Origin of the sequence: Streptomyces sp. PKU-EA00015, assembly GCF_013387495.1 — a bacterium.
In the GTDB taxonomy this organism is placed as follows: Bacteria; Actinomycetota; Actinomycetes; order Streptomycetales; family Streptomycetaceae; genus Streptomyces.
In genome coordinates this window covers 36,784-49,257 of sequence record NZ_JABZEE010000041.1, presented here as the reverse complement: position 1 = coordinate 49,257, position 12,474 = coordinate 36,784, and the positions used below count along the sequence as shown (strand labels likewise).

The 12,474-nt window shown below is 68.0% G+C and carries 5 protein-coding genes and 1 pseudogene; 3 read left to right on the top strand and 3 right to left on the bottom strand.

What is annotated here, in order from left to right:
* Positions 1-143 precede the first annotated feature (143 nt).
* Positions 144-486 (top strand): annotated as a pseudogene (locus HW130_RS24435) (DUF6584 family protein); the annotation flags it as partial.
* 225 nt (positions 487-711) lie between these two features.
* On the opposite strand, the gene HW130_RS24430 reads toward HW130_RS24435, so the two are convergent.
* Positions 712-2,241: a UDP-N-acetylglucosamine 1-carboxyvinyltransferase gene (locus HW130_RS24430; protein ID WP_177151838.1), complete on the bottom strand. Its 1,530-nt coding sequence runs from the start codon at positions 2,239-2,241 to the stop codon at positions 712-714.
* A 564-nt stretch (positions 2,242-2,805) separates the two neighbouring features.
* On the opposite strand from HW130_RS24430, the gene acnA reads away from it, so the two are divergent.
* Complete coding sequence (gene acnA / locus HW130_RS24425; protein ID WP_177151837.1) at positions 2,806-5,523, top strand: aconitate hydratase AcnA; 2,718 nt, start codon at positions 2,806-2,808, stop codon at positions 5,521-5,523.
* Positions 5,524-5,599: 76 nt separating this feature from the next.
* Here acnA and HW130_RS24420 read toward each other — a convergent pair whose 3' ends face one another.
* The gene (locus HW130_RS24420; protein ID WP_309140552.1) at positions 5,600-6,535 is read right to left on the bottom strand and encodes a VCBS repeat-containing protein; all 936 of its coding nucleotides are present in this window, start codon (positions 6,533-6,535) and stop codon (positions 5,600-5,602) included.
* 146 nt (positions 6,536-6,681) lie between these two features.
* Positions 6,682-10,524 carry a GH92 family glycosyl hydrolase gene (locus tag HW130_RS24415; protein WP_177151835.1) on the bottom strand — a complete coding sequence of 1,281 codons (3,843 nt, stop codon included), beginning with the start codon at positions 10,522-10,524 and terminating at the stop codon, positions 6,682-6,684.
* Between the two features lie 503 nt (positions 10,525-11,027).
* Between HW130_RS24415 and ngcE the strand changes: the two genes are divergently transcribed.
* A complete protein-coding gene (ngcE, locus tag HW130_RS24410; protein ID WP_177151834.1) occupies positions 11,028-12,470 on the top strand; it encodes an N-acetylglucosamine/diacetylchitobiose ABC transporter substrate-binding protein in 1,443 nt (480 codons plus the stop codon).
* Positions 12,471-12,474 lie beyond the last annotated feature (4 nt).

Sequence of the window (12,474 nt, the reverse complement as noted above, 5' to 3'; positions counted from 1 at the left end):
GCGGCGTGGACGCCTGGGTCGCGGGCGCCGTCGTCGAAAGCGACAGCATCGAGCGCGGTGACCGTGCCGTGGGCGCCGAGCTGACCGGCGACTACGCGAGCTGATCGCAACACCGGTTGCGTCTGCTTGAATTTGCAGACTCCCGATACCGGCTCTACGGCGACGCCGCCGAGGCTGGACGCTGGATGTACCTTGAAGAGGACCGGAAACGCCGACGAGACCGCCGCCTTCGAGGCGCGGTACGGGTCCCCCGGGTGGCGGATGAAGGCCCTCGCCTGGCACGGCCCTGAGGCGAAGGCCGCCACCGCCTTCGCGGAGGAGCAGCTGGTCGCGGTGCGGACCGCCTGCGCCGAGGAGTTGGGGCACCCCGTCGACTGGGACGACCCCGCCTCCTACCGGGACGACCTGGAAGGGGAGTACGAGGCGCCCTCCGAGCCGTGGACGGTCGGCGGTGTGCTGGCGGGCGTCGGCTGCCTGGTCTTCTAGCGGCGGCCACCGTGCTTGACCTCTACATGCGGGTGATGCACCGCTGAACCAGTGCGAGTGGCTTCCAGCAGGCGGTGCTGCTGGAAGCCACTCGTTTTTCCTTGTTTCGACGCCGTACTTGCCACACAGGAGTGGTGCCGGCGGAACGTCTTCCGCAAGGGCGACGACACGGCCGACGGCCCACAGACGGCCCAGGTTGGAGAAAAGGCCCTGACCGGGGATGCCTCAGATGTCCCGGAAGATCTCGATCTGCGCCCCCACCGTGTTCAGCCGCTCCGCCAGGTCCTCGTACCCCCGGTTGATGACGTACACGTTCCGCAGCACCGACGTGCCCTCCGCCGCCATCATCGCGAGGAGGACGACCACCGCGGGGCGCAGTGCCGGCGGGCACATCATCTCCGCCGCGCGCCAGCGGGTGGGGCCCTCCACCAGGACCCGGTGCGGGTCGAGCAGCTGGAGCCGGCCGCCCAGGCGGTTGAGGTCCGTGAGATAGATCGCACGGTTGTCGTAGACCCAGTCGTGGATCAGCGTCTGGCCCTGCGCCACGGCCGCGATCGCCGCGAAGAACGGCACGTTGTCGATGTTCAGGCCGGGGAACGGCATGGGGTGGATCTTGTCGATCGGCGCCTCCAGCTTGGACGGCCGCACGGTCAGGTCCACCAGACGGGTGCGCCCGTTGTCCGCCGCGTACTCGCCGGAGCGGTCGTGGTCGAGGCCCATCTCCTCCAGGACCGCCAGCTCGATCTCCAGGAACTCGATGGGCGCCCGGCGGATCGTCAGCTCCGACTCGGTCACCACGGCGGCGGCGATCAGGCTCATCGCCTCGACCGGGTCCTCGGAGGGGGAGTAGTCGACGTCCACGTCGATGTTCGGCACGCCGTGCACGGTCAGCGTCGTGGTGCCGATGCCCTCGACCTTGACGCCCAGCGCCTCCAGGAAGAAGCACAGGTCCTGGACCATGTAGTTGGAGGAGGCGTTGCGGATGACGGTCACGCCGTCGTGGCGCGCGGCGGCCAGCAGCGCGTTCTCGGTCACCGTGTCGCCGCGCTCGGTCAGGACGATCGGCCGGTCCGGCGATGTCGAACGGTCCACCCGGGCGTGGTAGATGCCCTCGGTCGCCGTGATGTCCAGGCCGAAGCGACGCAGGGCGATCATGTGGGGCTCGATGGTCCGGGTCCCGAGGTCGCAGCCACCGGCGTACGGCAGGCGGAACGTGTCCATCCGGTGCAGCAGCGGCCCGAGGAACATGATGATCGAACGCGTGCGGCGCGCGGCGTCGGCGTCCATGGAATCCATGTCGAGACCGGCGGGCGGCACGATCTCCAGGTCCATGCCCTCGTTGATCCAACGGGTACGCACACCGATCGAGTTGAGCACTTCGAGCAGGCGGTAGACCTCTTCGATGCGGGCCACGCGCCGCAGCACGGTCCGCCCCTTGTTGAGCAGCGAGCCGCACAGCAGCGCCACGCACGCGTTCTTGCTCGTCTTGACGTCGATGGAACCGGAGAGACGGCGTCCGCCGACGACCCGGAGATGCATGGGCCCCGCGTAACCGAGCGAGATGATTTCACTGTCGAGCGCCTCACCGATGCGCGCGATCATCTCAAGGCTGATGTTCTGATTGCCGCGCTCGATACGGTTGACGGCGCTCTGGCTGGTGCCGAGCGCCTCGGCGAGCTGACTCTGTGTCCAGCCACGATGCTGACGGGCGTCACGGATGAGCTTGCCGATACGTACGAGGTAGTCGTCTGCCATGGCTGGAGGCTATCTCACATATGAGATGTGATCGTGCGGGCGTGGGCTGTTGGAGTGATGCCGCCCTCCGGGTGGCCGTTCGCCTGTTGGCGTGTATTCGGGGTGAGTTCATCCTCTTGTGCCCGAAATCTGACAGAACACACCGGAAACGTCCGCGTAGTCGGCGTCGACTGCGCCGGGAGCGTCGCTGCGCAGGCCACGACGCGCGGTCCAGCGCCTGGCGCCTCGGCGGGCCGGCCGGGGCGGGCGATGTCTGACGGGGTGTCGGTTGCGTGCCAAGGGGCGCGTCGGGGCCGGCCCCCTCGTGGGCGGAGCATGTACCGGAGAGTTTCTCCGGTACGGGGGCTGGTCAGTAGCTGGTCGGCGGCCGGGAGGAGGGTGTCCGGGCATGACCGCGCGGCGGTCATGTACTAGAGTTATCTCGACATCGAGATATCTGCCGAAGGCGTACCGCAAGCCGCCTATCGGTAAGGGTTACCTAACTAAGCCTTACCTTAGCGGATCGGCGAGGAGCCGTGGCGGCAGCATTGAGGTAGTACGCGCACATTGATGAAGGAGACTGTCGTGTCGGCGAACAGCTTCGACGCCCGCAGCACGCTGCGCGTGGGCGACGAGTCGTACGAGATCTTCAGGCTGGACAAGGTCGAGGGCTCCGCGCGCCTCCCCTACAGCCTCAAGGTCCTCCTGGAGAACCTGCTCCGCACCGAGGACGGCGCGAACATCACCGCCGACCACATCCGGGCCCTCGGCGACTGGGACTCCCAGGCCCAGCCCAGCCAGGAGATCCAGTTCACGCCGGCCCGCGTGATCATGCAGGACTTCACCGGTGTTCCCTGTGTCGTCGACCTCGCCACCATGCGCGAGGCCGTCAAGGAGCTCGGCGGCGACCCTGCGAAGATCAACCCGCTGGCCCCGGCCGAGCTGGTCATCGACCACTCCGTCATCGCCGACAAGTTCGGCACCGCGGACGCCTTCGGCCAGAACGTCGAGCTCGAGTACGGCCGCAACAAGGAGCGCTACCAGTTCCTGCGCTGGGGCCAGACCGCCTTCGACGAGTTCAAGGTCGTCCCGCCCGGCACCGGCATCGTCCACCAGGTGAACATCGAGCACCTGGCCCGCACCGTCATGGTCCGAGGCGGCCAGGCGTACCCGGACACCCTCGTCGGCACCGACTCGCACACCACCATGGTCAACGGCCTCGGTGTGCTCGGCTGGGGCGTCGGCGGCATCGAGGCCGAGGCCGCCATGCTCGGCCAGCCGGTCTCCATGCTCATCCCGCGCGTCGTCGGCTTCAAGCTGACGGGTGAGCTGCCCACCGGCACCACCGCCACCGACCTCGTGCTCACCATCACGGAGATGCTGCGCAAGCACGGCGTCGTCGGCAAGTTCGTCGAGTTCTACGGCGAGGGCGTCGCCGCCACCTCGCTCGCCAACCGCGCCACCATCGGCAACATGTCGCCGGAGTTCGGCTCCACCGCCGCCATCTTCCCGATCGACGGCGAGACCCTGAAGTACCTCAAGCTCACCGGCCGCTCCGAGCAGCAGGTCGCGCTCGTCGAGGCGTACGCCAAGGAGCAGGGTCTCTGGCTCGACCCGGCCGCCGAGCCCGACTTCTCCGAGAAGCTGGAGCTCGACCTCTCCACGGTCGTCCCCTCGATCGCCGGCCCGAAGCGCCCGCAGGACCGTATCGTCCTCGCGAACGCCGCCGAGCAGTTCAAGCAGGACGTCCGCAACTACGTCGACAGCGTGGACGAGGCGGGCCAGGAGTCCTTCCCGGCCTCCGACGCCCCCGCCGTCGCCCCGAACGGCGCCCCGAGCAACCCGGTCACCGTCACCGCCCCCGACGGCTCGACCTACACGATCGACCACGGCGCCGTCACCGTCGCCGCGATCACCTCCTGCACCAACACCTCGAACCCGTACGTCATGGTCGCCGCCGCGCTGGTGGCCAAGAAGGCGGTCGAGAAGGGCCTGACCCGCAAGCCGTGGGTCAAGACCACCCTCGCCCCGGGCTCCAAGGTCGTCACCGACTACTTCGACAAGGCGGGCCTGACCCCCTACCTCGACAAGGTCGGCTTCAACCTCGTCGGCTACGGCTGCACCACCTGCATCGGCAACTCCGGCCCGCTGCCGGAGGAGGTCTCCAAGGCGGTCAACGACCACGACCTCGCGGTCACCTCGGTGCTGTCCGGCAACCGCAACTTCGAGGGCCGGATCAACCCCGACGTCAAGATGAACTACCTCGCCTCCCCGCCGCTGGTCGTCGCGTACGCCCTCGCCGGTTCGATGAAGGTGGACATCACCAAGGACGCGCTCGGCACCGACACCGAGGGCAAGCCGGTCTACCTGGCCGACATCTGGCCGACCGAGGCCGAGGTCAACGACGTCGTCGCCAACGCCATCGGCGAGGACATGTTCTCCAAGTCCTACTCCGACGTCTTCGCGGGCGACGCCCAGTGGCAGGCGCTGCCGATCCCGACCGGCAACACCTTCGAGTGGGACCCGCAGTCCACCTACGTGCGCAAGCCCCCGTACTTCGAGGGCATGACGATGGAGACCACCCCGGTCGCCGACATCGCCGGCGCGCGCGTCCTCGCCAAGCTCGGCGACTCGGTCACCACCGACCACATCTCCCCGGCCGGCGCCATCAAGGCCGACACCCCGGCCGGCAAGTACCTCACGGAGCACGGCGTCGAGCGCCGCGACTTCAACAGCTACGGCTCGCGCCGCGGCAACCACGAGGTCATGATCCGCGGTACGTTCGCCAACATCCGCCTGCGCAACCAGATCGCGCCGGGCACCGAGGGCGGCTTCACCCGCGACTTCACGCAGGACGGCGGCCCGGTGTCGTTCATCTACGACGCCTCGCAGAACTACCAGGCCGCCGGCATCCCGCTGGTGATCCTGGCGGGCAAGGAGTACGGCTCCGGCTCGTCCCGTGACTGGGCCGCCAAGGGCACCGCGCTCCTCGGCGTCAAGGCCGTCGTCGCCGAGTCGTACGAGCGCATCCACCGCTCGAACCTCATCGGCATGGGCGTCCTGCCGCTCCAGTTCCCCGAGGGCGCCTCGGCCGAGTCCCTCGGCCTGACCGGTGAGGAGACCTTCTCCATCTCCGGCGTCACCGAGCTGAACAACGGCACCACGCCGCGCACGGTCAAGGTCACCACCGACACCGGTGTGGAGTTCGACGCGGTCGTCCGCATCGACACCCCCGGTGAGGCGGACTACTACCGCAACGGCGGCATCATGCAGTACGTGCTGCGCAACCTCATCCGTGGATGAGCACAGCCGCGGCTGACGCCGCGGACAGGCCGAAGGGCCGCACTCCTCACCGAGGAGTGCGGCCCTTCGCATTCCGTCAGAACAGCAGGCGGTAGGTGTTCCAGCCGCTGGTGCCGATCTTCACGCGGGGCTTGAACGGGGCCGCCGCGCTGCCGGTGCCCTTGTACAGGTAGAGGGCACCGAGCGTGTCCCGGGCGATCAGGTCCGTCCGGCCGTCGATGTCGATGTCACCGACGGAGACGAGGGCGTTGAACTGGTTCCAGCCCGTGCCGATCCTGGTGCGGGTGGCGAACGGCGCCGAGTGGCTGCCGGTGCCCTTGTAGAGCCACAGCGTGCCGGAGCCGTCGCGGGCGACGATGTCGGCCTTGCCGTCGCCGGTCAGGTCGCCCTTGCCGGTGATCTGGTTGTAGATCTGCCAGCCGCCGCCGACCTTCTTGCGGGTGTTGACCTTGCCGTTGCCGTAGCCCAGGTAGATCCACAGCGCACCGGAGCCGTCCCGCGCGATCAGGTCGTCGGCCACGCCGCCCGCGAGATTGCCGGGCGAGACCATCTTGTTGTAGATGTGCCAACCGGATCCGATGGAGAAGGGCTGCTGGCCCCAGCCGCCGTAGTACACACCGCCGGTGCCGGTGATCTGCCAGAAGCCGTCGGAGTTGCCGTCGGCGTCGTTGTCCACCTGGGTGGCGTGCTTGATGATGTCCCAGCCGTCCCCGCTCCAGATGCGGCTGTCCAGGCCGCCGCTGCCGTTCGGCGGGTAACCGTACACGTCGCCCGGGGAGTTGACGCCGTAGAGGGCGTTGACCGGGGCGTCGCCGGGCTCGGCCTGGATGCCGAAGGCGGAGCCGCCCGACGAGGGCGTGCTCACGGCGTTGGCGGCGGGCGCCGGAGTCGGCCTGTCGGCGGCGGAGGCGGCACCGGCGGCCGTGCCGGTGACGAGCAGGGCGACAGCGGTCGCCGCGGCGGCGAGGCGGATTCGTGCCCGGCCGCGCTTGAGGCCAGAAAGTTCGGCCACGTAGTTCTCCCAACGGAAAGATCGACAGAAGTGGCTCGCCCCGCGAGGCGAGGCGAGCCACAGGATCACCATAGACCTTCCACCGGACATTCACGTATGAATACGTGTCGTGGCGCAAGGAGTTGTACGCGACAGGTGAGCCCTCCCTACCGGCCGAGCAGTTCCACCTCCGCGAGCGACACCTCGTCCTGGGCCACCAGCCGGTAGTGCGCGTACGCCCCCGGCTTCTCGACCGTGAACACCCGTGTCTGCCGGTCCCAGCCGAACGACTCGCCCGACCGCTTGTCCAGGTCCGTCCACGACCGGCCGTCGGCCGAGCCCTGCAGGACCCAGCCCGTCGGCGCCTTGTCCTTCGCCGCCGACGTCAGCGTGTACTCCACCGCCCGGGTTCCCGGCGCCACCGGCAGGTCGACCGACGTGAAATCCGCCGACGTGCGCGAGGTGTTGTCGAGGAGCGGGCCGCCGGCCGTGGTCATGTCGCGCCGCGGGGCGGGGACCTTGTCGTCCTTGGTGAGGGAGACGGGCGCGGCGTCCTTGCCCGTGCCCCACGTGGACGGCTCGGCGCCCATCGCGAACTCCAGTGTGCCGCCCTCGGCGATCACCTCGTGCGGCAGCGACGTGGAGTCCCACTTCTCGCCGTTGACCTTCAGGCCCTGTACGTAGATGTTCCGCGCGCTGTTCCTCGGGGCCTTCACGACCAGTTCGCGCCCGTTGTCGAGGTGCACGGTCGCCTTCGTGAACAGGGGGGAGCCGATGGTGTACTCCCCGCTGCCCATCACCAGCGGGTAGAACCCGAGCGCGGAGAACAGGTACCAGGCGGACTGCTCGCCGTTGTCCTCGTCGCCGTGGTAGCCCTGGCCGATCTCGCTGCCCGTGTACAGGCGCGACAGCACCTCGCGCACCTTCTCCTGCGTCTTCCACGGCTGGGACGCCGCGTTGTACATGTAGGTGACGTGGTGGGCGACCTGGTTCGAGTGGCCGTACATGCCCATCCGCACGTCGCGCGCCTCGGTCATCTCGTGGATGACGGAGCCGTACGAGCCGACGAACTCCGGCGACGCCGTCTCGGGCGTGGCGAAGTAGGTGTCGAGCTTCTTGCCGAGGCCCGAGCGGCCGCCGTAGAGGTTGGCGAGACCACGCGAGTCCTGGGGCGCGGTGAAGGCGTAGCCCCAGCCGTTGGTCTCGGTGTAGTCGTAGCCCCACACCCGCGGGTCGTACCGGTCCGACGGAACGCGCCAGTCGCCCTTGAGGTTGCGGCCCTGGAAGAAGCCGGCCTCGGAGTCGAAGAGCGTGACGTAGTTGCGGGCGCGGTTCAGGAAGTACTCCGACTCCTCCCGGTAGCGCGCCTTCTTCGTCTTCTCGTACAGCGCCTTGCCCATCTCGGCGAGCCCGTAGTCGTTGAGGTAGCCCTCCAGCGACCAGGACAGGCCCTCGTGGGTCTCGGTGGAGGCGTAGCCGAGGAACGGCGAGGTCTCCATGCCCTTGCGGCCCACGCCCGACGACGGCGGGACCACGGTCGCGTTCTTCAGCGCGGCCTCGTACGCCGCCTCCGCGTCGAAGTCCACGCCCTTGACGTAGGCGTCGGCGAAGGCCACGTCCGAGCTGGTGCCGGTCATCAGGTCCGCGTAGCCCGGGGAGGACCACCGGGAGATCCAGCCGCCGTCCTTGTACTGCTGGACGAAGCCGTCCACCAGCTCGCCCGCCTTCTTCGGCGTCAGGAAGGAGTACGCGGGCCAGGTCGTACGGTAGGTGTCCCAGAAGCCGTTGTTGACGTACACCTTGCCGTCGACGATCTTCGCGCCGGTCCGGGTCGGGGTGTCGGGCCCGGGCATCGGCGAGAAGGGGCTCGCGTACTGGTACCGGGGCTTCTGCTTGCTGCCGGTGTTCTCGAAGCCCGAGTTCGGGTACAGGTACAGCCGGTACAGGCTGGAGTAGAGCGTGGTCAGCTGGTCGTGCGTGGCGCCCTCGACCTCGACCCTGCCCAGCAGGTCGTCCCACGCGTCCTGCGCCTTGCCGCGGACGCGCTCGAAGCCGGTGCCCGCCGGGATCTCGTCGGCGAGGTTCTTCTTCGCCTGGTCCACGCTGATCAGCGAGGTGGCGATGCGCAGGGTCACCGTGCGGTCGTCGCCCGCGTCGAAGCGGAGCCTGCCGCTGACGCCGTCGGCCGCCGAGTCCGTGACCGGCGCGTCGAAGACACCGTGGACGAACAGCCGCGTGGCACCCGTGGACAGACCGCTCTTGACGTCGGAGAAACCGGTGAAGGACCGGTTCGCGGGATCGAGGGTGAGACCGCCCTGCTTGGTCACGTTGTCGAAGATCACGCTCGCGTCGTCACCGGGGTAGGTGAACCGCATCATCGCCGCGTGGTCGGTCGGCGTCATCTCGGCCTTGAGGCCGTTCTCGAACGTCACGCCGTAGTAGTGCGGGCGCGCCGTCTCGTTCTCGTGCCGGAAGGGCAGCGCCCGGCCGGTGCGCGAGGTGTCCGGGGTGCCCGCCGCGGCGGACGGCATCAGCTGGAACGTCTGCCGGTCGCCCATCCACGGGCTCGGCTCGTGGCTGGTGCTGAACGCCTGCACGGTCGGGAGGTTGTCCGCGTTGTTGCCGCGCGCGTACTCGTAGAGCCAGCTCTGGGAGCCCGCGTTGGTGACCGGCGTCCAGAAGTTGAAGCCGTGCGGGACCGCGGTGGCGGGGAAGGTGTTGCCGCGGGAGAAGGAACCGCTGGAGTTGGTGCCGCGCGTCGTGGAGGCGTAGTCCGACAGGTGCTCCAGCCGCTTCTCGGGCACCTTGGGCCTGATCGTGACGTCGTCGATCCAGCCCTGGAACTTCGCCGGCCCCTTGGGGGAGTCGTACGCCACCAGGACGCGGTCGACGGTCTTGCCGGCCGCGACCGTGCCGATGCCGGAGGCGACGGCGTTCCACTGGTTGACGTACAGCCGCTTGGCGGCGCCCTGGCCCTGAGGGGTCAGCAGCCCGCCGTGCGAGTCGACGGCCTTCAGGTCGCTCAGGTAGGTGCCGTCGGTGAAGGCGAGGTCCACGGCCACGTTCGTGGCGGGGTAGCCGAGGTCCGTCTCCGCCATGGCCGGGAAGACCTTGTACGACAGCTCGGTGTCGCGCCGCACGGCGATGTCGACGTCGAAGACCTTGTTGTACGAGTAGGCGCGGCCGTCCGGCGTGTGGGTGCCCGCGTACCGCAGCGCCCGCTTGCCGGTGAAACCGGCCCCGGCCTTGGCGGTGGGGGAGCCGCCGGGACCGCGGTCGACCTGGGTGCGCATGTCGTCCGGAACGGGGGTGCTCGTGTCGCCGTTCGAGAACTGGACGTCCGCGAGCTGGGTGATCCCGGACGCGCCGTTGTTCTTCGTGATCTCCAGGCGGTAGTGCGCGTACGCCGTCACCTCGGACGGCGAGCCGATGTCGTACGTCTTGGTCTCGAAGCGCTTGGCGAAGGTCTCGCCCGCACGCGTGTCGAGGACGGTCCACGTCTTTCCGTCGGCCGAACCCTTGAGCGTCCAGTCCCTGGGGTCGCGCTCGGCGAAGTCGTTGGCGGACGTGAGGGCGTAGGTGGCGACCTTGACCGGCTCGTCCGTGTCGAACTCGACCCATCCCGTGGGCTCGAAGGTGAGCCACTTGCTGCCCGGCAGGAGGTCGACGAGATTTTCCTTCGTCTCGCCGGCGCCGGTGTTCTCACCGCTGGCGCGCAGTTCGATCACCTTGTCGGTGACATTGCCCGGTATTCCGCTCGAGAATCCGCCGTCCACGCCCGACGACCGCTTCTTTCCGTCGGTGCCGACTTCGACGGTATTACGCCAATTGGGCTGTTTCTCATCCGCTTCGAAGGACGAGGTGAATTCCCGGTCCGCGGCGGGGGATTGCCCGGGCTGAGCGGGAAGGGCGACGGCGGCGGAGGGAGCCGTCAACATGAGGAGTGAGGCGCTCACCGCGAGGGTGACCGCGTGGACTGGTCTCTGCCGGGGTCGGAGTCTGGGCTGCATCCCGGGTCATTCCTCCAGGGGAAAGGCGCGTTGGACAACGTTGTCAGGCGCGAGGCGCAGGATCCAGTAGGGAGCCAAGCTTCCTTCGGTGTCAAGGGTGTTGGCGATGCGCACGGGTCGGAATATGGTGTTCCGCGAAGATTGCAGCGGTCGTAAGGGTGTGCAGGGGTCGTATGTATCCGCGAGGTCTCAACTCGGGAAAGACTGCCGGCCAACCTTGCATTCGATCTTGCTCACTTGGCGGGAAGTGGACTATACCTGTCGGCGTCCGTAAAGCAGTTACAGGTTGCGGGCAGGGGGGACGAGCGGCGGTCGGGGCCACGCGGACCGGCGGCCGTGAAACGGTCCGTTCCCGCTGCCGGCCGGTGCACGACCCGAGCTTCACTGGGTTTCCCTTCGGGAAAACACAGCAACCGACAGCGGTAACGGGGCCCTTCGCCTGAGGCGAGCAGTACGGGCGACCGGTACGCCGCCTGAGTCCTGGAGAAGGCGAGGACTTGAGCATGGGATCCACCTCCGCCCACGACAACAATGAGGGCCTCAGCCGTCGAAATCTGATCAAGCGGTCGGCCGCACTCGGTCTGATTGCCGTCCCGACGATGAGTTTCCTGTCCGCGTGCGCCAGCAGCGGCAGCGGTGACGACCAGGAGAAGCAGAAGGGCGAGGTGACGAAGGACAACCCGTTCGGCGTCGCCAAGGGCGGCACGCTTGACGTCGTCATCTTCAAGGGGGGCTTCGGCGACCAGTACGCCATCGAGTGGGAGAAGCTGTACCAGGCCAAGTACGGCCCGAAGATCAGCCACCTGGGCACGCAGGAGATCACCGGCAAGCTCCAGCCGCGCTTCAACGCGGGCAACCCGCCGGACGTGGTCGACGACTCCGGCGCCCAGCAGATCAAGCTCGACGTGCTGCACAAGAACGGTCAGCTCGCCGACCTCACCGAGCTCCTCGAGGCGCCGTCCGTCGACGACCCGAACAAGAAGGTCAAGGACGTCCTGATCCCGGGCACCGCCGACAAGGGCTTCATCGGCGGCAAGATGCACGCGCTCAACTACGTCTACACGGTCTGGGGCGTCTGGTACTCCGGCAAGCTCTTCAAGGAGAAGGGCTGGGAGGTCCCGAAGACGTGGGACGCCTTCCTGGGGATCATGCAGGAGGCCAAGAAGGACGGCATCGGCGGCCTCGCCCACCAGGGCAAGCACCCCTACTACATCAACGTCATGATCATGGACCTGATCGCCAAGACCGGCGGTCTGGACGCCATGAAGGCGATCGACAACCTCGACCCCAAGGCCTTCGTCGGCAGCGACGTGGCCAAGCAGTCCATCGAGGCGATCTACGAGATCGTCGACAAGGGCCTGCTCATGCCCGGCACCAACTCCCTTGACCACATCGAGTCGCAGACCGCGTGGAACGAGGGCAAGGCCGTCTTCATCCCCTCCGGCTCCTGGCTGGAGAACGAGCAGCTGAAGCAGACCCCGGCGGACTTCGACATGAAGTTCCTGCCGATGCCGCTGCTGCCGGACAGCAAGCTGCCCTTCGAGGCCATCCGGGCCGGTGCGGGTGAGCCGTACATCGTCCCGGAGAAGGCCAAGAACAAGGCGGGCGGCCTGGAGTTCCTCCGGATGATGCTGTCCAAGGAATGGTCGACGAAGTTCGCCCAGGTGGCCAACTCCCTGACGATCCTTCAGGACGGTGTCGACAAGAGCGTGTCCCTGCGCCCCGGCACCAAGTCGGCCGTCGAGGCCGTCGACGCCTGTCCGGTCGAGCAGCGCTTCGACTACTTCTACACCACCTGGTACAGCGAGATGGACGAGTCCATCCGCACCGCCTCCGCCGAGCTCATGGCCAAGCGCATTCAGCCGAACGAATGGCTCAAGCGGGCGCAGGCCGCGGTCGACAAGGCGGCCAAGGACCCGGCGAGCAAGAACAACAAGCGTCAGTAGCCGA